This is a genomic window from Desulforhopalus sp., assembly GCA_030247675.1.
GTDB lineage: Bacteria > Desulfobacterota > Desulfobulbia > Desulfobulbales > Desulfocapsaceae > Desulforhopalus_A.
This window is the reverse complement of the sequence record JAOTRX010000002.1, coordinates 1,119,089-1,142,393: the sequence shown is the minus strand read 5'-3', so window position 1 is coordinate 1,142,393 and position 23,305 is coordinate 1,119,089. Positions and strand designations below refer to the sequence as shown.

The 23,305-nt window shown below is 53.3% G+C and carries 12 protein-coding genes; 1 reads left to right on the top strand and 11 read right to left on the bottom strand.

The window, feature by feature from the left end; genetic code table 11:
• The first annotated feature begins 192 nt into the window (after positions 1-192).
• Positions 193-4,626 carry a DUF3883 domain-containing protein gene (locus tag OEL83_04995; GenBank protein MDK9706387.1) on the top strand — a complete coding sequence of 1,478 codons (4,434 nt, stop codon included), beginning with the start codon at positions 193-195 and terminating at the stop codon, positions 4,624-4,626.
• A 975-nt stretch (positions 4,627-5,601) separates the two neighbouring features.
• On the opposite strand, the gene OEL83_04990 is transcribed toward OEL83_04995, so the two are convergent.
• The 11 genes from OEL83_04990 to OEL83_04940 all read right to left on the bottom strand — a co-directional run bounded on the left by OEL83_04990 (position 5,602) and on the right by OEL83_04940 (position 23,301).
• Entirely contained in the window at positions 5,602-6,180 is a 579-nt protein-coding gene (locus tag OEL83_04990) for a hypothetical protein (protein MDK9706386.1), read from the bottom strand.
• Complete coding sequence (locus tag OEL83_04985) at positions 6,177-8,795, bottom strand: RepB family DNA primase (protein MDK9706385.1); 2,619 nt, start codon at positions 8,793-8,795, stop codon at positions 6,177-6,179. The genes OEL83_04990 and OEL83_04985 overlap by 4 nt, the downstream gene beginning before the upstream one ends.
• 448 nt (positions 8,796-9,243) lie before the next feature.
• Positions 9,244-10,116 (bottom strand): hypothetical protein, encoded by an 873-nt coding sequence (locus OEL83_04980; protein MDK9706384.1) that lies wholly within the window; start codon positions 10,114-10,116, stop codon positions 9,244-9,246.
• Positions 10,100-11,302 (bottom strand): tyrosine-type recombinase/integrase, encoded by a 1,203-nt coding sequence (locus OEL83_04975; protein ID MDK9706383.1) that lies wholly within the window; start codon positions 11,300-11,302, stop codon positions 10,100-10,102. Before OEL83_04975 ends, OEL83_04980 begins: the two co-directional genes overlap by 17 nt.
• Positions 11,303-11,737: 435 nt before the next feature.
• Positions 11,738-12,697 carry a hypothetical protein gene (locus OEL83_04970; protein ID MDK9706382.1) on the bottom strand — a complete coding sequence of 320 codons (960 nt, stop codon included), beginning with the start codon at positions 12,695-12,697 and terminating at the stop codon, positions 11,738-11,740.
• Positions 12,694-13,671, bottom strand: a complete 978-nt coding sequence (locus OEL83_04965; protein ID MDK9706381.1) for an ADP-ribosylglycohydrolase family protein — start codon at positions 13,669-13,671, stop codon at positions 12,694-12,696. Before OEL83_04965 ends, OEL83_04970 begins: the two co-directional genes overlap by 4 nt.
• On the bottom strand, positions 13,655-16,801 hold the full coding sequence (locus tag OEL83_04960) for a DEAD/DEAH box helicase (protein ID MDK9706380.1): 3,147 nt from the start codon (positions 16,799-16,801) through the stop codon (positions 13,655-13,657). The genes OEL83_04965 and OEL83_04960 overlap by 17 nt, the downstream gene beginning before the upstream one ends.
• Positions 16,791-17,639 (bottom strand): DUF1837 domain-containing protein, encoded by an 849-nt coding sequence (locus tag OEL83_04955; GenBank protein MDK9706379.1) that lies wholly within the window; start codon positions 17,637-17,639, stop codon positions 16,791-16,793. Before OEL83_04955 ends, OEL83_04960 begins: the two co-directional genes overlap by 11 nt.
• 18 nt (positions 17,640-17,657) lie before the next feature.
• Positions 17,658-18,413 carry a hypothetical protein gene (locus tag OEL83_04950; protein ID MDK9706378.1) on the bottom strand — a complete coding sequence of 252 codons (756 nt, stop codon included), beginning with the start codon at positions 18,411-18,413 and terminating at the stop codon, positions 17,658-17,660.
• Positions 18,413-20,407, bottom strand: coding sequence for a BREX-3 system phosphatase PglZ (gene pglZ / locus OEL83_04945; protein ID MDK9706377.1), 1,995 nt, complete (start codon positions 20,405-20,407; stop codon positions 18,413-18,415). The genes OEL83_04950 and pglZ overlap by 1 nt, the downstream gene beginning before the upstream one ends.
• The gene (locus OEL83_04940) at positions 20,404-23,301 is read right to left on the bottom strand and encodes a DEAD/DEAH box helicase (protein MDK9706376.1); all 2,898 of its coding nucleotides are present in this window, start codon (positions 23,299-23,301) and stop codon (positions 20,404-20,406) included. The genes pglZ and OEL83_04940 overlap by 4 nt, the downstream gene beginning before the upstream one ends.
• Positions 23,302-23,305: the final 4 nt, after the last annotated feature.

The window sequence follows — 23,305 nt, the reverse complement described above, 5'->3', positions numbered from 1 at the left end:
GGATTCTGGAGGAGTTTTTCAAGACTTGAAAATAACGAATATGCTCATAATCACAGTTACAAAATCGTGCAGGAAGAATAAGGTGAGTCCAAAAATTGTTATCAGCCGAGACTGATTCAGTATCCACATTTGGCTTCGACTGAATCGCCCCGGAACCTCTAATCACCATTTTGATAACTTACCTATCATCATATGACAGTTCTCAATAAATCTTGGCACATCACAGAGCATCTCGACTCCGAAAGAGGTGAGGAGGCCGCGCGTCTAATCTGGGAAGACGAGCCGGCGGCTAAAACGATCATTGATCCGCGTACGCATGCTTTTGCGCGTGCCATGATCAATGCCTCTGTCGGGATACTGAAATCATCAAAGGGTCTTATTAAGAAGATGATGCGCAGAGCTGCGGCGGGCGCAGAGGATCTGGCGGTTGCGCAGTTTCAAGGGATCATCGAGATTATCCAGAATGCGGATGACGTACGTGCCACCGAAGTACGCTTCTCCTTAAGGAATATACCGGATGGGCGGCAGTTGCTCATCGTGCATAACGGAGAGCCGGTGACGTGCCACAATGTGCTTGGGATGGCGCTTCCCTATCTAACAACCAAGACTGAGCGCACAGATCAGCGCGGGCGCTTCGGCATCGGATTGAAGACTCTTAACCGCATTGCGGATTCAATTGCTATTCATTCTGCGCCTTATCATTTCTCTGGAGATTTGTTGAACTTTGACTGGATCCAGGCAGAAGCCGCCATGCCCGGATTCTATGATCCCGTGCAAGACACTATGCTAGTTGTACATTTGAACAAAGCGTTCGAGGAAGATGCCCTCCATGCATGGTTCGAAACATGGCACCATGACAACCTATTGTTCCTGGCATCCGTTAGCCGCTTTCGATGGTGCGAGCCGGACGGGAAAACGCGCAGTGAACGCGCTTTGTCTTTTTCGTCGTGGATAGATGCCGAATACACACGACATAATCCTGCAATTATCAATCTGAAATCCCGGCGTGTGGATGGACCTAGCGTCCGCTGGACGATTTGGCAGGCGACGTTCGAAGTGCCATCTCACCTGCATCCGGCACATAAGGCGCGGAGCGAGACAACGGACATCTCAGTCGCATTCGCCGATGGGCAGACGCCGCCAGGTCTCTTCATCGGCTTTCGTACACAGGTGTCAATATCGCTGCCTTTTTCGTTAGACGCACAATTCGATCCAAGCACTTCTCGCGAAGCTCTCATTGAGAATCCCTGGAATGATTGGCTGATCGACCGTTCCTCCGAGGTGGTTGCCAATATTGCCGCTGGCTTACTAGCCTTGGATCCGAAAACTGCGTGGTCGCTGGTGCCACTTAAGGACGATTGTGTTGGTGAGAAAAACGATCCTTGGTTAACCGGACATTTTTCAAATGCTTTTCAAAAAGTGCGTAATTGGTTAGGTGAGTCGGCTGTACTGGCTTTGCCTGGAGCGAAGCCAACACTAAAAGAAGTTGTGTACGAGGATGAGACGCTAAGTGGCCTTTTGAATGATGCGGACATCGAGGGAATGGTGAAGGATAGGTACGCGCTCCATGATGATGCGCGTGACAACAACGGGCGCTGGCGCAAAGTGATGGATGCGCTGGGTGTCTCAACAGTAGTAGGCACGGGAGAACTTCTAGAGTCGCTTGGAAACGGGATGTTCCTCGACAAGCCTGTTAAATGGTGGGGAGAGGCAGGATCGCGTTTAGTTGCCCACCATCCAGCTAATGAGTTGTTTAATAAAGCGTTCCTTCTATCTGATCGCAACATGGCGGTGGCTTGCGAGGCAGCGAACGCTACCGATAGGCCTCTTGTGTATGATGCTGCGCCGTCTGCGTTTGCGGCGCGTTGGAGTCTCTTGGAACGATTGCACTCCGCCTATGGAGAAAGCGATTCTGGCAAGAAAGTCATTGCATGGCTGACGTCCAACGCAGCCTTTAAAATCCATCTCGATGCAGTAACTGAGCTTGCGGCTTTCGCCGAGTATTTCAAAGGTAAAAAATTTGAAATCACCGACGAAGAGTTGCGTGAAATGCGGGATCGATTTGATGATGTACCAGATTCGGAAGCCGGTCGGTTAGGGCCGAAGGTAGGCGCAGTGCTGCTACTCGACGGTTATTTGTACCATTCTGGAAAGCCTTTACGACAGAAGGTGACGCTCTCGGAAAGCTACCTTTGCAAGACGATCGATGGTGAGAATGCAACCTGGTCGGATGCGGCTGGAGTGACTCCCAATATTCCGTGGATTGATGCGAAGTACAAGGCTGTTTTAAAGACAAACGTAGGGCGTTGGGCGAAACGCAAGCGTGTTGATGGTTCGGTGTCGCGCGGTCCCCATCGTTTTCTGACCCTCTTGGGGGCTGAGACAGCGCCTCGCATAATGCACTCGGAAGAACGTGTCCGTGGAGGCAGTCCTACGCGCATGACAGAGCTTCGGCAGCGAAATGCAGAGCAGGTTGAATATGATTTGCTCTCACCGGACTTAAGCCATGTCCTAAGAAGCCTTCAGAAAATTAGCAAACGCGATACGAAAAAACGTAGTCCAGCACTTCTACGGACTCTTTCACGGAACTGGGAGCGAATTTATGCTGGTCTAATGAGTGTCCCGGCGCAGCACGTCGCTATCAAATATATATACAAGCGTGGCGACGTAACTGCGGCTTGGCTCAATGATCTGCGAGATACGAAGTGGATTGCCGTCGGGCGCGGCGAGTTGGTGGAACCGCGCTTTGCAGTTCTGCGGACGCCAGAGACACAGACCATCTATCAAACCTTTGCCTGCGATGTTTTGCGCAAGGATGTTCATGACGGTCTCGTGGCCGCTTTGCATCTGATCACCGACGTGCGCATCGGCGATCTGTTGACGCGACTTGAAGAGCTGCGTGACTGCAACAAAGTTATGGATAGTGCGCAGATTTTTCAGATCTATAGGGCAATTGCTAAGCATTGCCCAAAGGGCGCCACTTTCAGTACGCGCATCGGCGAGATAACAGTTCAGGAACTACGGCTCAGGTTTCTGGATGGCGACGGCCTAATCTATATTGGTGATCGCAATTGGAGGAGACCGGATCAGGTTATGAGAGGCATGGATATATTCCATGGCCGGCGAAAGTTTGTGCCGAGTGGTACGCTCTGCGACAATCTTTGGGTTGTGCTTGATGTGGCCGAGCCAAACATTGACGATTGCATTCAGTTCTGTCGTGATTTGGCGCAAGAGCCATACGGGGCAAATGTCGAAGCGGCCCTGATGGATGTCTATCGCTATATGGAGGGTCTCGTTGATGCAGCGGAGCGCAAGCATCGGAAGAAACTTCGCAACCTGCCTCTTTATTGTAATGGGGAGTGGACTTCCGCACGCCCTGTATTCTGTGTCGAGAATACTGAGTTGCGTGACGAACTGGTGGGGAATGTGTCATCGTTAAGATGCTGGAAGCCACCTTGTGAGGTGCATGATTTTCCAAATCTGATAGGAATGTTGGCGATCGAGATACTCAACCCTGATCTTACGGTCAAGAAGGTCGGAGAAGAAGCGTTCGAGCGGGGCGAACAAATGCGTCTGCGTTTTTGTCATGCCGTTGACCATCTGTCCGCGGAACTTGCTCGTAGCGCGCCCGCCATGCGCGACATGATTTCTGTGGGTTGGGATCAACTCAAGGCCATACCGCTGTTTGTTTATGAAAATAAGATTCCAGTGCGGGCGAATTCGACGGTTTTGCCGCCGGGTGGGGTGTTGCTGTCAGTGAAGGCACTCGTGCGAAAAAGTCCACCCTCGTTCTATTTCCACGAAGATACTATCGGAAGCCGCGACTACGGTGGCAGGGTTCTCGCTTCGTTTTTCCCCCCAGGGGTTCGGCGTCGCATCGACTGTGAATGGGCGTTAGCGTGGCAAAAAAGCTGCGAAACGGCTGCTGAAGAGATACGGCTTGCGAGCGATGAGAAGCGCGCAGAAGCAATGCAGGAAACAGCGACTGCGATCAATGCTGGCCCAAAGAGCAAAATTAATATAACGCCGCCAAAGAGTCGAAATTCAGCGATTAAGATGCGGACGCTGAAAGAATCGGCAGGACCGGTCGTTGGCGCTACAGTGCAACAGGGCAAGACGCAACTAAAAATCCTGACGAAACCAAATGGCGGGAAAAGAGGTTTGAAATCCAGTCCACCGGAGATAGGCAATACAAATGAGTCGGCAAATCCAGTTTCAGCGACGGCTTACACGAATGCCGACCTGGAACAGCGTGGCTGGGAAATTCTCGTGCAAGCGCTGAACACTTCACCGGATCAGCAATTGCTAGATTTTCGGAACCGTCATGGCGTTGGAGCGGATGGTGTCTTTGATTGGGAGCGTTTTGTGGAAATGAAAGCGACTGCGCGTGGTCCGCAAACCCAGGTTGAGCTATCCAATAACGAATTTGAGCGGGCGAAGCAGCGCGGCAGTGATTTTATACTCGCGCTTGTCTCGGGCCTTGAAAACGGTTACATGTACGAGGTGCGCTTAATCTTCGACCCAGCCAACTGCGCCAATGTACGCCCTACTAACGGCGTGAAATTGGTTGCTCTGCAGGATGCACCCGCAGTAATCATTCATTTTGAGGAATCTGACGAGCACTAATGGCAGAAATCCTGCCGATGGTTACCCACTTTTTCAACGAAACGACAAAGAAGCCTTTGGGATTGAGTCCCCTTCATCGCTTCATTGCTAGCGACGGCGGTCACTCAATCTCCGTTTGAGTATGTTAACAGAAACGCCGAAAGGCTCAAATTCCCGTTGAACCAGCACAAAAGGTATAAAGGGCCTGACGGATTTCCTTCTGTTCTTTTGATCACATTTTGCGAAACAGACTATCGTTTGCTCTCAAGCCCCAAACTCTGAAGCATCAAAGCGAAAGCCGCCTGGCTCAGATTATGATGCTCGGAATGAAGCCGCCAATAGGTCTTCCAACGCATCCCCTTTGGCTTGTGGCCAGTGTGATTTAAGATGCCCGCTTGCCACTTCAATCGTTTCCGAATCTTTCCGGCCTTGCCAGCCTTTCGGTCAATCATATTCTCTCTTTGACTCTGATAGACCAAACGATGGCAACACCGGCAGGCAAAGATGGATCCACCATACAGGATAGCCACCCTGCGGCCACAGCCAGCAACCGGACATCGGAACCAGGCTCGCTTGCCGCCATAATTGCAATCCATCCAGTCAATCAACACAAAATATTCCTTGTCCTGTCTCTCCTGACCGGCACTCTGGTATCGGTAAGTCAGGATGATTCGGTCCAATTCAACTCGCACCCCGATTGAAGCTATTATTCCCCTGCGGTATGACCACTGACAGCAAAAGGATAGGCCTGGTGTCAACAACCCTTCCCGCTGAAAACACCGAACATCCAATTGCCGATATTCATCTGTTGTATCCCTGGCGCCAATGTAATGGTGCCGACCGCTACCCTGCCCACCCATTTTTTCTCTCCGATTTTACCGAAATTAATAAGCTATTTGGGGTGTCATATTAAACCTTCATGACCAATAATTCTTTCAGAGGCCTGGGGGATATTGGCTTTCAGGCAATTCCCCTCAACTTGTCTTGATAACATTTTTATCCCCGCTGATCCTTCGATAACAGCTTCACAGGCCACGCCGTTTGCTGCGCCAGTTCGCCATGACAATTTGGGAAGGTAAAAACGATTTCCCCATGGCGTCCAATGCCAGGAATTTTTTCCGGTTGATCAAAAGGCAAAACCCACGCAGCTCCCCAGTCACCAATGGGCCAACGATGACGCCCACGGCCGAATAACTCTCTTCTCGTCCAACCTGCTGCTAAAAGTTTGACGAGGTGTAGTGTTATCCACGGATACCCGGTTTTGAACCTTGTTATCGCTTCAATGGAGGGGGCGCTTGTCCATGAGGGTAGAGATGCCTTATCGCTGATTTTCTCAGGCGGTGGTTGGAAAACCAATGAAACCGATGTAACCGATTTTATCTGCGGGGCTCTACTCTGAGGAGTTAATGATTCCATCCCCCCCAAGGCTGCCAAAATGTCTGCTTTGTTTTTCCTGAGAACTGACAGCCAGGAGGCGACATCCTCTTTTCGTCCGGTAATGTCAATTGCCCCCTCGACTGAGATGGCGATGACTACTCCAGATTCAGCAGCTTTCTTGATGATCGCCTGGATCATAGCCTCACCGTCACGATCTCGGTGTCATCTCTTTCGACATCTTTTTCAGACGGATGGTCGAAAACCGAGGAAACCGATGTAACCGTTTTCACCATCCAGGCTTCGGCCGAACGGCTGGCGGTATCTTTTTCAAATCTGCGGCCATCAACAATCCGGCTGGCGTGCCGACTGATCCATTTGCCCAACCTTTTACGATTGATCTCTCCCCTTTCAGACGCAATATCCATGATGGCTTCACGGAGTTCGACATCGGTGGAAATCGCTGCCTCTCGAACCATAACCGGCCGATCACCGAAGGAAGCCTGCCATGCCTGCAGAAGCTGCCCCAATGCTTCACGATCCGGGTCATGAGCCATCGATTCGAAGATGCTGAAGGCAGGATCAGGGCAGCCGAGCCACAGTAACGGCTGACGACAGAGGGCGGCCCAATCGGTATAGGTGGCCAGGGATTTTACTTTGGTTGTGGGCCGGCCGGCTTCGACCCATGCCCGGACGATTGTCAAGGCAAGGCTGACGAAACGTCCACGATCAGCCCTTACCTGTGCCACAGGGTCGTTAATGAAAGTCCTTGTTGCCGGCGTCTCGCATACCGGATCAAGGGTGATAGTGACCGTCCGCCGCGCCATGTCGCGAATCGGACCGACATTATTCCCACTACTCAAGAATAACGCCCTGGTGCCAACCGTAGCCGTTTTCGACACCCCCAAAATGCGTCCCGTAATATATTCCTCCGATAGGGCGGTACATAAACTGGCGAAAGGAATCAGATCCGAGGTCAGATTATCGAAGCAGATCACGGACGGAGCCGGGAGCAAGGTAGCGAGCAGTAGTTTCCGGCATTCGTCATCGTCTCTGGGAAAGGTAATACCAGAGGTGGACACAGCGGTAACGAAGGCAGCAAAGAGCGCAGTCAGATAGCTCTTGCCCGAGGCAATTTGCGGCGCTGAGACATGAAACATTGGGGCTTGTGATAGGGATGGGCGAATGGCCGCCGTCATTATCGCAGCCAAGGCGGCAGAGCGATCATGTTCGGTCTTGAAACTAAATTCATCGAGCAAGCTATCAATATCCACTAAAGCCTTTTCTGCGTCTTTTTTGGTTGGAGATGGGGGGACATGGAACTCTCGTTCGTCAAACACTCCAAACATACCCGTGGCCTGGTCGTAGCCAGGAGTTGACATCAGGGAACCATCATTTCGCAGATACGGTTGCCGGCTCAATCCTCTCAGAACAGACAGGTGCGGATAGGTTGTCGTGTCGCAAAGAATCTTGCAGTGACGTTCTGGAGGATCACAATCGACCCACCTCTTGAACATTTTGTCAAATTTCTGGAAACACACAATACTTGACAAGGCACGAACAATAGCGGTCATTGCAAGGTTGGCAACCGTAGTCTCCCTGGTGCCGGGGTCAGTGACGATGTGAACGACCAGGCCACCACTCTGATAGTACCTGCCGATGTTGGCCATTTGACGTTCGCACAGATCAACAATCCGAGCCAATTCACCAGGTATCACACGAATGATATCCCTGTGCTTTGCTTCGGTCGTGCTGATGCCGAGGTACTCGCGCAGATCTCGCATATGGCGGTCGGAACAGTGACCATGCATGCATTTAAACCCACCGATTGGGAATGATTCATTCGGCTCAAAATAGGCGGTACCGCCACCTATGCCCCCGGTGTGCTCATGCTGCCACGGGCAATTAATCTCATGCTTGCCGCCACCCTGCGTCTTAATGTAAAGGCCATATTCTTTGAGTGAGGCAATTATAGGGTTTTCATCGGTACGAGAAACAAAGACCTCTTCATCCGAGGTTGATCTCCCAGCCTGTTTCGAAGTTACTGCCCTTTTCCCCTGTGCTTTTTCCGATGTTTGCCTGTAGTCCAACTGCAGTCCGTCGACAATTTGCTGAACAGTATAGCGGCGGTCAGGATGGAATCCGGTAAGGCGGCAGGAGAACCGAGGATCAAACTTGCCATTAACACCGACAGGGAGGCGGGCATATCGGGTTGTCGGACTATCGGAACCGGGATCACAGAGCCCGGCATTAATAATCGTGTTGACGAGACTCTCAGCGATGGCACCATCGGTTACCGGTTCGCTCATGATGTATCCGGCCTGATAGTTACCGGCACTGGTTTCAAGCAGCCATGATGGCGACAGTGTCAACCGGTCAAGTCCTTCGGCTTTGGTCCCAATGTCGTCCAGCATGACCGCATGGAGAGCGGCGAAGTTCCTTTTCTGACGGCGGTATTTTCCCTCTCCGTCAGGACTGAAGCGAGCAAGACTAAAGTAATTATTTGCCTCAGGAGAAAAGTATGTCTTCCCCGAGAACCAAGATTGGCCAAACCAGCGACCGGATGCACCTTTGCCTGGGTGTCCCTGAAAACAACAGGTGACAGGCCGCTGGTCACCAGGCAACAGCCCGAAGATGGCGACCAGAAAATCATTATTGGTAATGGACGAGTAGGTTACATCGCTTTCATCGGTTTCAAGAACCTCCTTTAATAAACATCTCAGTACTCCAGGGTTAGCTAAGCTATCGGTTACATCGTTTTTGTCAGTTTTAGTGGTTGCCGTTGGCAAATGTGGAAAATGTGTTGCGAGATTCATGGCGGCCTCCATCATTTTGCTTTTTTACGGGCTGCTTCGAGAGTAACAACCAAGGCACGAATCTCCTCATCGGTTTCCCCGGCAATACGAGCGACATTGAGAGCGGTCACTTCTATTGATGGCCAGCCAGAGGCTCGTGGCCCTATTTTTACTGGTTTCGAGAATGTCCCTTGTTGGACGCGTAGGTAGAGAGTCGACCTAGAGAGCCCGGTTAACTCTTCCACCTGTCTGCGCCGTAGAATGGTAACTGCTTCTTGATTTGTGTATCCCATAGTAGAACCTTTTTAGTTGAATTAGGTAGTTGCTGAACTATGGGATACAGATACACCAAGCTAAAATCGGCGGCATCGCTGGTTGCAACGATCAACGTTGCAATTGCAATGGTGAAGTGAATTGATCGGAGGGAAGTGAAAATAAAGAGATTGGAGGCAGGTAAGACAGGACCGTATCAGTCTAAATCGTCTTTAATTGCCCTTTTTGCCGCAGCGAATATATCAGCAGTGTTTCTGGGGCTAAGACCCCGAAGATCGTCAAATTTCTCCGCTATGAAGTCCCGCAGTTGGGTTTCGCTCTTAAAACTTTTTCCTTTGAAAGTTCCGGTGGTAATTTCAAGAAAAGCACCGATAATGTTGAGATAGGTTTTTTCTGAATGAGCAATAGGCTCTTTTTCTTTTTCAGCATAATTTTGAGAAAGATAATTTTCTAAATCAATCAATGCTTGCCTGCGAAATACATAATCAACATCTTCTGGCAAATAGTAGGCTGGAATATATCTAAAGCTATCTTCTGCTGATTTCTTATTATTGTAATACATATAAATTTGCCATACTTGACCGTCTATATCTTCAACATAGGTTCCACAGCTCCTTGCCGAATGCCTTAAACGATCTGGTATAGAACCCCCAATCAGCATTTGGTGCTGATATTCTATAAATACACGTTCAGCTCCAATCATAGGTAGATCCCAAATTCCCTGAAGAATTTTTGAGGGTGTCGCACTGATAATTGTTGCTAGCACTTCCTCAAAGAAAGCAGATGGTTCTTCTCCATACACTTGATCATATTCATTTTCTTTCCTTATCCACTCTGAAGCCATTCTTGATTTCAAATCCTCCGAAATCAATTCCCTACGCTCTGCAACAACCGGATTCACAAAATTAACAGATATTTTAAGAAATCCATCCAATACTAACCGTAGTAGTTCTACCTCAGAAATTTCTTCTCCAAGTACTATCGATAGATAATTAGCTGATTCAGGTAACGTCAACCAATCTCTTAACCTTAACAGTTTACTGGGGCGAGGATTACAATCCGTTTTCATCAATATAGCCTTTTTTTAATGCAACAAGAAAATCAGCCCACTCCTGCATCATGCGACGACGTTCAGGTAGATGCTGTGCATGGTTATAGGCAGCCTTCACTTTGCTTCTCTCTGCATGAGCCAGTTGTCTCTCGATCACTTCGTCCGGCCACCCCTGCTCATGCAAGATGGTAGATGCCATCGCCCGGAAACCGTGCCCGGTCATCTCCTCTTTCGGGTACCCCATTCGCCGCAACGCCGCCAACACAGTATTATCGCTCATCGGCCTGCTGCCGGAACGAAGAGAAGGAAAAACATATTGACCCTCGCTGGTCAACGGCTTGATCTCTTCGAGGATTTGAACTGCTTGCGCGGAGAGAGGGACGATGTGGGTGTTCCTCATTTTCATCTTGGCCGCAGGGATTTTCCACTCGGATTTTGCAAGGTCGATTTCCGCCCAATCTGCATGTCTTAATTCCCCTGGCCGGACAAAAACAAGTGGCGCCAACCTCAAGGCACATTTGGTGATGAGTTGCCCTTCATATCCATCAATGGCTCGAAGAAGCTGACCAACTTTATCAAGATCCGTGATAGTGGCCATACTCTGCGGCTTGGTCGGAGGTAGTGCCCCGCGCAGGTCAAAGGATGGATCCCTCTCCGCCCTCCCCGTGGCGATGGCATATCGGAAGACCTGACCGCATATCTGTTTCACCCGGTGGGCTGTTTCCAATGCTCCCCTGCTCTCCATCCGTCTCAGCACTGCCAACAGATCCGGTGACGATATCTCTGCAATCGGCTTCGATCCCAGCCAAGGGAACACGTTGTTCTCGAGTCTGCTGAAGATAGTTCGCGCATGTCCTTCTGTCCAGACATGCTTGTTTTTCACGAACCATTCGAGGGCAATCCCCTGGAAGTTGTTTTCAAGTAGTTCCCGTTGCTTCACCTTTGCGACTTTCTTGTACTGCCCAGGGTCGATTTCGTTCTGTAAAAGTCGATGAGCATCATCCCTCCTCTCCCTCGCCTCCTTGAGGGTCATCTTGGGGTAGACCCCATGGGCCAGGGTCTTTCGTTTTCCTCCGAATCGGTAGTCCTGCCGGAAATATTTTCCAGCCTTGTTTACAAGTAGATGGAGGCCCTTCTCGTCGGCCATCTTATATGGTCGATCTTGCGGCTTTGCGTTGCGTATTGCAGTATCTGTTAGGGGCATGACGGTATCTCCTTGGAGGTATATTTGAAATACCGCCATAAATACCGTCACCGACAACAGGATGTCAATAGATTTTACTGGACACTACAGGAAAAGAAAAACCCCGAATGCCTTGTCAGCACCGGGGTTTTTGGTCTTTACTGGACTTCTTTGTACTCTAATCTGGTGGAGGGAACGCCGACCTACCGCAAAACAGTCTCAAAGCTCGCGCTCCTCGTAACTCCTTGATAATAAACGCCGAAGTCATATCCCACAACCACTTCCCGACAACCCGACCAGAGAAACGAATTTCTCCCCTGATTTCCCGGCACCGGACGAGGGTAACGGGTTTGCAGTAAAACCGGATACCTGGCGCTGAACCGCAACAACTTCGAATCCGGTTTTCGGACGCCGGTTCGGTTCCCAAAACGGGAATCGAATGATGCCCGGATCGGCTTAATGGAGCCCATATTTTTTCTTGAAATCCCCAATCCAGTCTTGGTGTCCGCCCGATTCTTGTATCGCTTCAACAACCATTTGAATGGTCAATCGGCCAACTCGATGCCGTAGGTTCTGCGGGATCGCCTCATATAGAAACGGCCACAACCCGCCGTGCGCCATCCCATCATCCGTTGACCTCAAAAAAGCCGGGTTTCTTGCATCGTGCAGCAATATGAAGGACCCTTGCTTGGCAAAGGCAAACATCGCCTCACGGAAAAATTGGTAGTAGTTTGCAAACGGACATATGGCCCCATTAACAAGAGTCGCCTCCAAAAAGCCAAGCCCATCCAAACGCTGCCAATATTTCCTGCCGATATGGTGCAAGTAACATTCGCCAAGCCGGTCTGGATACGGATTCCGACCCTCGCAATCACCACCGGCAAAAACAGAGCAGCCACCAAATTCTCGTTCCACCAGCTTTGCTTCGATAAAGAGGCTGTTACATGTGCCTGACAGAATAATGTCGATAGACGTCGGTTGGCCGTTGTCCTCGTTAAAGACTGAACGGTCGTCGTGCTCAAAAACCGCCGCGACGTCCCCACCTGGCCAATCGATACCGAGTCTTTCAATCGCAATCTTCAATGGGCCGAGATCGTTGCGCACAATCAGGGGGCCAATAAGATTGAAGGCCATCGCCTGGCTGCTTAGCCCGTGATGCAGGTATTTGTGCAGAGGAAACGAATCCTCGCCGAGATGTCTCTCCTGTTCTTGGCGGATGTAATCCGCGACATCTTCACAGATGAGATTCATGGGCCACAGATCATGACGGGCGAGACAGTACCCCATCCTATGATGGGTTTCGCATCCTCGCTCGCTGAACCATTGTTCCGCAGCCTTACGCAGAGATGCCTCGAAACTCTTGTATCGTGTGTAAGGCCAAGTTCTGGCCAGTTGCCGACTGTTGATGTTTTTCATGGAAGCGCTCCTTGCCTGCCAATCAGCCCTTCAGCCAGTTCCAAAGCATCCACCGGCCAGAAGCACTCTGGTCGCGGGCGGTTGACGCCGGGATGTCCGGCCTTGGGGCGGCAGTTCAGGACCCGGTCGACCCATTGGGCGGGTATGGCGTCCAGGCCGTACACCGCGCCCAGTAGCGCCCCACAAATGGCTGCGTTGGTATCGGTGTCGCCACCCCGCATGACCGTATCGACGACGCCAGCTTCAAGGCTCGGGGCATTGAGCAGTTGCCATAGGGCATTGCGAAACGCGATCAACACCCACCCCTGTTGCTGGACGTAGTCCTCCGGTGGAGCTTCGGCAGCCCCATGGATGGCCTCCATGAGAGCCGGGTCGACTGCCAGGTCGGCAGCCCACTGTTTGATATTCTGGTAGAGCTTCTCGGCTTCGCAGCCAGATGCAATGGCGTGGGCAATCGCCATGGTGAAAAGCGCGTTGGCCTGCAGACACACCGGGTTTGGATGCGTCAGAGCGGCATCCTGCTTGGCCCAGTCGCACACCGTTTCCAATGGGTAGTTGGCTCCGAAGATGCCCAAGGGGCTGATCCGCATCATGGCCCCATTGGCCTGGCTGTCGGGGTTCGGACGGCCCCGCAATCCAGTGGCGATGGTCATACCGCAGTCAAAGGGATCGGAGTCGAGCCAGAATTGATAGGCCTGAAGCGCGGCGTCTGAATAGTAGGACACGCGTTCTGTCAGCATCCGGGCCAGCAGCAGCGCCATTTCCGAGTCATCCGTCGGCTGACCGGCAATGGTGTTCCATGTGCCGCCTTCGGCCAGTTCTCGCACGCCTTCCGGGTAGCTGCGGTGGATCTCCTCCGGCGACTGGAACTCGACCAGGCTGCCGAGGGCGTCTCCGGCAAGCTGGCCAAGTAGGCAGCCTTGGGCGCGAGATAGCCTAGGTCGATGATCTGGATTTCTACTGCAGGAGTTCATTCATCCTCTCCTGGAAATAGATTGGGTATTTCTCCATCACCGCCCTGGCTCCGTCCCGATCTTTTTTCAGCGCCTTCACGAGATCCTTCTTCTGGGTTGCTGCCAGGTTTAGGGATGCGGCAAGATCCTGAGCAATGACGCGGTCCGAAAAGCCAAGCTCGTAAAGGGCTATGGTGGTTTCGGTCGGAAGACCATATTTCAGTCGCTTTTGAAAAAGCTGCAGACGATTGATCAGGTCTCCAGTGCCATCTTGGTCCAGGGTTTCGATGAATTCACACACAGCCCCTACAACGAGCGCTCCGTCATAAGCGAGCGTCCCTTCGCAGACATCGACGACATGATCGATTTTGAACTCTCTCCGACGGGTGCCCCATATCATCTTGGCTTTTCGCTTACGGATGATTTTCAGGAGATCGCTGAAGGGCTTTCCACTGATCCACCCATGCGCGATTTCTTTTAGCACCTCCGGCTTATCGAACTTGGTGAATACGCCACTGTTGATATTCCGGGTAAGCAATGGCCAGGCAAGATCGAGCGCGTCCGTTTCATCAACAATCGAAAGCAGACTGTCGGCGTTGGTATGGACCCACCCCTCGATGGCTTGGGCATCTTGAATACCGTAAAGCGTCCGGCCATAGATTTTACGGCGAGCCGGATCAGTGATGTTTGCAGAGATGTTCCCTGCGAGAAGCTGAAACAACTCGCGGATATGCTCCTTTTTCTGATCATCAGCCAGGAAGAAAGCAAGCGTTTCTTCAGCCAGTCGAATCACATCTTCTTCCGAAAGACCATTTTCTACCTCATCCCAATGAGATAATAGGTAACTCTCAACTGCGCAGATAAGATTGATTCTCCAGGCGATTTGTCGTTCGACACCGTCCTTTGAGAATTTTTTGCTCCTGTGTCGAGCAGCTATGTCGGCTGCCAGTTTGCCAACTTCATCAGGGTCACTGATATAGGCCTTGGCAAAATCCAGGGCCTCCATTGTGATGGTGTACTTCTCGTCATCACTCTTGATTGGTTCGAAGATGGATAGGAGATTGCTTACGCAGGGCTCGGAATTGCGAGGTTCTAATAGTTCTTTAACTTGATTCCATCGCCACTTATCATCGCGGGATTTCCTTTTGTCGAATACCACAGGATCTGCAAATAATACACTGCCTTCGGTATGCATCCCCGCACGACCAGCGCGTCCTATAAGGTTGTGGAAGTCACGAACTTTAATTCGTTCTAGTCCTTGGTAAACGCTGGTTACTATAAGATACCTAATCGGAAGATTAACCCCTTGTGCCAGGGTTGACGTGCATATGACAAATCGAATGCTCTCAAGCCGCATCGCGTGTTCAACTGCCAATCGTATTCCATGAGGCGTATTCCCATGATGGGAGAAAATGCCTATCCGAGCACTAATTGCAGATGGACTTTCTGATCCAAGATTCGTGTTGATAAGGTAAATCAGTCTTGAAATTTCGTCCTGGTCAGAAAAGTCCGAAGGAGCAGCCAGAGGCAGCTTTCGCGAGAAGCGTTCTGCAGCCAGCTCACAAAGACCAGATGCAGTGTCCTTTCTTCCACAAAAGATCGCTACTGCCCCTTTTGAAACAAGTTTCAGCCCAAGAAATATTGCTATTTCTCTCCCCTCCGTGGGATTAGGGAAGTATTTTGGTTTGGTTAGCGACTCGCCTTTTTTCCTTTCGAGCTTAATCTTATCAATTACTTGTGGAACAAAATATTCAAGATCTTCAGGACTTTCAGGATTTACATATTTCATCCATCCGGTTCTAATTGCGGCCCCCTTCAGGTCAATGAAGCTGGCAAACGCAACACTGCGATGTGTTGGCAGTAAATTTTGTCCATCAACAGTTTTGGATTTCCCGTTGAGCCATTCTCCAACAGCCTCGGCGTTGCTGATGACCGCTGAGATCAGCACCTTCTGAGTTCCTGCGGGAATCATGGAGCGCAGCGACGTCAGGAGCAGCTCGTATGTGATGCCTCGGGTGCCGCTGTCGAACTGGTGGCCTTCATCAAAAACCAGCAGGCCAATGTGGGCAGCCAGTTCCGGAGCGTGCCGAAGGACGTAGAGCAGCTTTTCGGGGGTTACGACCAGGATTTGTTGGTGCCCCAGGAGTTCGGCAATCTCGAAGTCGGTCTGTAGGGCATCGGACAATTCATCCACCTTGGTGGGTTCGTTGTGGAATGCCTCGACAAGGCTGTTCTTGATCTCATGGCACAGCGCCCTGAACGGGGCGATAATGATGGCCAGTGACACGCGCTCGGCCAGAAACGCGCTTCGAAGGATCAGTTCAGTTGCCTTCGTTTTGCCAGCGCTGGTGGGCATTTGAACGATGGCAGACTCACCTTTGAGAACATCCGCCTTACCCAAAAGGTGTTGCGCAGGCCAGAGTTCCTTGATGAACGAATCCTTTTGCAGCGCATGGAGCCATTTGTCGCGGGGCAACCCGGAATATGACGGCAAAGCCTTCCAGGCAGAATTCTCCAGCTTTTTCCTCAGAACGGCCGCGATCACATCACCAAATAGAAGCTGCCTTGGTGTGCCGAACTCATAGACGGCGTCCCTCAGCTTCGTGGCCAAATCGAGAAGATTATCTTCACCATTCCCATTCTTGAAAAACTGGAGAATCCACTTTGAAATCCCGTCGATGAATTCGCCGAATGGTCCCTCGACTCCATCAAAATAGGTGCCCAGATCGGCCTGCAGCAACCAAAGCAACAGGTCTTCCAAAGCATCGCCATCCAGATCCGGACAGTCACCATCGATGCGCTTCGCCAATACCGAAGCGCTCCCAGGCAGATCGCACAGGTAATAGGAGGCGGAGCCCAGAAGCACGAGGTAGGGATCAAGTGTCTCGTTCAGCTTTGACTGGAGGTAGGAGTCGAAAAAGCGGGCGGAAAATAGCAGATTGGTTTTCAGCTCTGCGAGAGAATCGGGATCTGGCTCCTCCCGGTTGATGGCGGCGGCGAGGTCACCAAGCAGGCCTATCGAGAGGGTGAAGAGCTTTGCCGGATCTTGAGTGATTTTGATGTGGTGCTCTTCCGGAACACCGTACTCGAGCATCTTGGCTTTTGATCTGGTAACACCGAGCAGGAGTTGGGATTTCTTTTCAGGCCTCATCCGCAGCCCTCCTGTAGAGCTCGTGGACAAGGTCCATCATGCCGGGTCCCTTGATAACCAAGAGAACCAGACAGTCTCCGTTTGGGTGAGGAATATGCTCCTTTGATTTTGGAGCCTTCGGAATCTTCCCGCAGTTGGAAGATACTATGGCATTCGTATCGAAATGTTCATCTGAGATGATTGCTGCGGCACCAAAGGACTCCTTGTAAGGAACGTCTACTGGATTCTGAAATCGATCAATTAGCTCAGCTTGTTTTCTATTTCCTTTATCGAACAGCTTTTGCTTAATGAAGTGGAGTGATTCACCTATGCGGAGGTGATCTTTTGCTGAATCATTAATGGCATCTTGTAGCCGGTTTTTTCCAGAACCGGAGAACTTAGTTTTTGCCTCGAATACAATCAACACATCCTTTGGAGACGACGAACAGTCCTTTTTGTGGAAGCGAAATCCAATGACATCGCTTCCTTTTGGTGACTCGTCACGAATGACCTTGGCGCCCCAGCGTACCCTCGGAACCCAGAAGCCGAGGAGCCACTGGAGGTAGTCAGCAACGAGAATTTCACCAAAATCACCGGCTCGTATTCCCGGGCCAAGCTTCGTAGAACAGCAAGGGAATTTAAGTGTATTGAGATAGTCTTTACGAGTTTGCTTTCCCCGCAGGAAATCGATTTCAGCATCCAGGCAATAATGATTCCGGAAGTGTTTCGCCCATGCGGAGAGCACTGCCTCGTCTTTCTCATGACGGAACTCCCAGACTTCGACTTCCTTGCCGTCGGCAGTCTTCAGTCGTTCGCCGGTGTCGATGAGCCATTTAGTGTGTTCCGAAGTCCAAGGCATTCACGTCCCATCCCTGATTTAGTTGCCCTTCAATTTCAACAGCTCATCGTCCAGCCCATAGCGAACCACGTCGATCCGGTCGCTGCGCTGGGAAACAAAATCTCCTGTCATCACAGGGAGCTGGAATGGGAAGAATGCCGGGTTGTTCAGTAGCAGCCCCAATGCGCCCTTGGCCTCCGGGGTGGCCAGGAGTGCGGACTCGAACATCAGGATGGCCAGGTTTGGCTCGGCAATGCTCACAGGAGCGGCTTTCTCATAGCAGCCTTTAGCCTCGGAATCTTTCAGGGCTCCCCAGGCGACAAAGGAGCGGATGACAAATCTCGCATAGCGGCTCACGGTCTGCCGGTCGCCATACTGTTCCTTAAGGCGATTAATGATCTGCGTCTGGGTCACTTGGTCCTGCAAGGCCAGCAGACGGCCGGTCTGCCGGGCCACATTTAACCAGAAGGGATAGACCGCCGAGATCATCCCCCAGTGGACCGCCAGGGCCATGGACGGGTTTTCCCTCAGAAACGCCAGCGAGGCATCCCGGAATGGAATCAACTCGGGGTCAGGAGAGACCCAGATCTTCATCAGATTGTTGACGACAAAGGTCCGGGTCTGATCACTTCGTTCGCCTTCGGAGCCGTTGCCTTTTCGATCCGCGAGGAACTCATGCAGCTCCTGGCGGATGGTTTTGGCGTCGAGTCCCGCCAGCAGCAGATTGGCTGCTTTCTGCATCCACTCGAAACGAATCGCCTGCTTGATGCCAATGGCTTCGTGTCTTTTGCCCATCACCGTGTCCTTCTTTCAAACTTCACAAGGGGCACGATAACTTCTTCGATGGCTACACCGCCGTGACCTACGATGGCATCTCCCGGGTTCACGAATGCGTCGCGGCCACCGGCCACCAGGGGGAAATAATCTGCTGGCAATCCGACCGGCTGCCACTCGTGGGCAAACGGGAAGGCCCCAGCCACCTGAGCGCGGAGTTCCGGCGTTGGATAAACACGAACCCGCTCGCCGCGAGTTTCGGCAATCACACCTTCAGACGGGCGGCCTTTGCCGTCGCATTGGATGTTGCCGTGATCGGCCGTCAGCCAGACCTCATAGCCGTAATCCAGCAGTTGGCCGACCATCGCGGAAAGAAATCCTGCATGGCACCACTGCTTGATCTGGTTGTGCATCCCGGCCGAGCCGAGTTGCATGCCGTGCATGATCTTGTCCACCTTGTCCACGACCAACCCCACCACCTTGGTCTTTCCGGGGTGGATTGCGGAGTCGAGGACGCCCGCAGCATCGCCGTCGCCAAGACCTCGCTGGTAAGCGACATCCAGCCGGGACAGACCATGGCCTTCCCAGAATTGTTTCCAGAGTTTCTCTTCGCTGTTGGTCGAGTTGATGGATGACGGGAAATAGAGTGGCGGCTTGCCCGAGAAGATCGATTGCCGCGATACCGAGGTCAGCGTCGGAATCCAGGCGAAGGTCGCGGATTCGCGCATGACCAGATTGGCGTCCTGCTTTTGCAGAAGCTGGCGAATGGTTACCCACTGATCCAAGGCCAGGCCGTCAACCACAATCAACGCGGCACGGCTGCTACCGGAGTCCTCGATATCCCGAGCCAGGCGGCGCGGCACATGGTGGAGCATGGCAGGATTGGTCGGCGGCAAGTTGATCAGACTGGAGTAGTGGTCGGCCAGCCAAGCGGCAAAGGTCGCGTTCAGTGCATCGCCGATTTCCCTGAGCCGGGTCTGATACTCGGTGCTGTTGCCGCAATGAACCAGCGAAGAGAGTTCGGCCCATTTCAACGCAAAGGCGGTCCAGTCCGAGTAACGCGCTTCCGCAGTGGGCAGTTCCTTCTCGACAAGGCCAAACAAGCGAGAGATCCGCAGCTCGTCATCGTCCACGCCGGAGGTGGCGATGCCGCTTCGGACCCAGGACCCGGCATCCACTTCAATGCCTTTGGCCTCGACAGGGCTGAGTTTCCCCTCCAGGAACAGGTTGTCGATGTAGACCTTGATGTCCTGATGGTCGAACGGCAGGCGATCAGGGCCGGGATACTTGAGGCCGTATTCCGGCGAATCCTCCCGTACCTGATGAGCGCTGCCGAGCCTGGAAAGAAATAGCGGCCAGCGTTCCTGCAAAAAGGCGAAGAACGCCTCATCGTCCGGAACGATTTCAGAGAGCGGCCAAGCCTTGAATCCATCATGCCCTTTGAGAACCTGGATAAGCCGCTCGGCCAGCATCAGCGGGAGTTGGAGTTTGCCGTAGTGCAGGCGCAGCAAGGCGCGAAGCAGCTCCACCTCGCCCCCAATCAGTTCGGCCGCAATGCCGAACACATGACGGAGAATGAAATCCTTGGTGGCGTTGTCGCCCATGCGATCCGGCGGCGACTTGCGCTGGGCCTCAAAAAGCGAATCCAGCAAGCTCCTGTCGAGCTTTTCAATGACCGGATAGCTCAGGTTGGGAAAGAGATCCCCCAAGTTGAATGAAAGCTTGCGGCCCGCCTGGAGTAGGTCGTAAGGCAAGGATTCCAGCTCCGCATCCTGCAAGCGGAGGACTACCACCAGATCGGTGTGCTCACCCCGGTCCCATATCGAACGGTACTTTGACTCATAGGCGTATCTGAATTCGACCGGATCACTGAACTCGATCAGGTCGAACCCGCGCCCGCGAAGCTCCAATGCCAGCTTCTCCTCGGTCAGCAGACAATCCGGGTCCGCGACCAGGGTCAGCTTGCTGACGTTGGGCACAAAGTCGTTCAGGATGGCGTCTCGCCAACTACTCATTGAGCGCCTCCCTTGATGATCCGCAGCATCAGCAGAGACCGGATTTCCGGTACGATCTGCCGCGCTGATTGCAGTTCATGCCGCCACTCATTTTCCTCAGCAGCGCAGCGGGCCAGACGGTACTGGCGCACTTCGGGCAGCCCAACTCGTTCGATGGCCTTGCGCCGAGAGGTGAAGGCGACCATGCCGCGTTCCTCTTCCCTGTTCACCGAGGCGAGGTGCGCCTGCTGCAGGGCATCGAATAGCTCCTGTCCGGCCTGTTCGGCAGCAATCTGCAAACGCTCATGGGCGGTGATAGAGTCATCCTGCCCGAGGGTGGCTTGCACCTCGGCTTCCGCTGTCTGCAGCGCATCCCAGATATGCCGGGCCGTGGGCAGAAACAGTTTGCCTTCCTCGCTCAAAAACACGCTGACATAGCCACGCCGCACCATGGGGATGCGCAGGAGTTGTGTCTTCTGGTGCATTCCGGCCTGAAGACGGATCTCAAAGAGCCCCCAGAGTCCGGAGATGCTGGCTGGCAGCCCGCTTACGGTTACGCACGGCAATGGCTGACCTGCCGCGACCTGGGGCAGGTTCAGGGCAAGACCACGGACACGGCTGTTTTCGAGATTGAGCAGGGTTGCGTCGGTTAGACGATCCGCTTCCCGAGCGCTGAATACGGCTTTGCGGTGTTCCTGGCCATCCGGCCAATTCAGATCCCACCATGAGCGCTTGCGACTGGCTGCGCCGCCGTGTGAATTGAGGTAGCCCACCGTCATCCGTTCCACCCAGTGGGGCAGCGGATGCGAGCGCAGACGCTCAGCGGTTTGCACATCCGGCTCTTCGGATATGCCGTAGATGGCGGAGGCCTCGCGCACCTGCTGAATCTCATCCCGAATCCTGGCCACCGTGTGATCGACGGAGGTTTCGATGCCGTCAGGATTAAGGATGGCCGAGGCGAACACATCCTCGAACAACTCACCGGCCTGCGCCGAGTCGAGCACGTCGCCGGTCTTGTCGATGCCGAACTCGTCGAAGATCACCGAGAGCTTCTGCTCCAGAACTTCGCGGACCCGGAACTCGACTGAATCCTCAAATACGAAATTGATCGCCTGTACGGTTTTGGGCTGGCCGATACGGTCCACGCGGCCGATACGCTGCTCTAGCCGCATGGGGTTCCAGGGAATGTCGTAGTTGATGATGACATGGGCGAACTGCAGGTTCAGACCCTCACCGCCCGCATCGGTGGAGACCAATACGCGGTGCGATTTGCGGAAGGCATCCTGGGCTGCCCCACGTTCCTCCATGGCCATGGAGCCGTTCAGGGTGACCACCGAGATTCCCCGGGCTTCCAGAAACTCCTTCAGCATCTGCTGGGTCGGCACGAACTCGGTGAAGATCAGCACCTTCAGATCCGGTTCGTTTTCCTCGGCTTGCAGCTTGTAGATCCACTCGATCAGAGCCTCGGCCTTGGCATCCGGACCCGCCTGCTCACAACGGACCGCCGCTTCGAGCAGGGTCTCAACATGGCTTCCTTCGCTCTGCAGAGCCGACACGTGGGATTTCAGCAGCTCATCGAGCAGCTCCTGGCCGTCCATGTCATACAGCTCGGCCATTTCATCGTCTGGGCTTTCCGATCCCTCCGTACCGTTTTCCAGCTCCGCCAGGCGCAGGCTGGCCTGCTGTTCGCCTTCCTTGAGCGCCGCGAGCCGTCGTTCCAGCGTAATGCGGATCGCCCGGGTGCTGGAGACCACCAGACGCTGCATCAGGATCATCAGGAAGCCGATATGGCGCTTTTTCTCGCGCAGGGCCTGGTTGTAGCCCTCGCGCACATAGTCGGTCACCGCTTCGTAAAGGAGCTGCTGCAGGCGATGACGGCTCTCCCAGGCCACCGGGGCCATCTGCGTCCGCCGGGGTTTGAAGAGCGGCTTGCCGTCGGCATCGATGGCCTTGCGCTTCTCGGTACGGATGACATACGGAGCCACCCGGTCGCGGGAGACGCTGTCCATATCCGGAAAGGCATCGTCATCCAGCAGGTTCATCAGCCGATGGAAGGCATCGGTCTTCCCCTGGTGGGGAGTCGCCGAAAGGAGCAGCACATAGGGCGCGGCTTCCGCCAGCCCCTTGCCGAGTTTGTAGCGGGCGACCTGATCGGTGCTGCCACCAAGGCGGTGCGCTTCGTCCACGATCACCAGATCCCAACCGGCGGTAATCAGATCCTCGAACCGGCTGTGGTTGTATTCGGCGACGCGCTCGGCGGTCCAGCCGCGCCGCTTGTCCATGGGTTTGACCGAATCCAGGGAGACGATGACCTGATCAAACATCGACCAGGCTGAGCTCCGGTGATCCGCCCCTGGAGCCAGGCGTTGCAATGTGCCGATGTCGTCGCCCAGCACGAGCTGGAACTGCTCGTTGAAGTGGGTCTGCATTTCCGCCACCCACTGGGTAGCGATTCCCTTCGGCGAGACGACCAATGTCCGACGCACCAGTCCGCGCAGTTTGAGCTCGCGCATGACCAGCCCGGCCTCGATGGTCTTGCCGAGACCCACCTCGTCGGCCAGCAGGTAGCGCACGCGGTCACCGGAGATGGCCCGGGACAAGGCGTGTATCTGGTGCGGCAGCGGAATGACGTTGGACTCCATGGGAGCCAGCAATACATGGCCCTCGGTGGCGCTGGTGGAACCTTCGAGCACCTCGGCCACCTTGGCTGCGGCGGCCACATAGGCAATGCGCCCGGCCTCGATCTCCGGCTGCAGATCGGCACTCAGCGGCCGCAAGGCGGAGCGGGGCACGCGCACTACCGCGTCCTGGTTCGGCAACCAGACACGGCACACCGTCTGCCCCCACAAGGTCTGTTCTTCGATGACCTTGCAGGCGCTGTTATGAACGGTGCTGTATTGCCAAAGCGACTCCATCCGC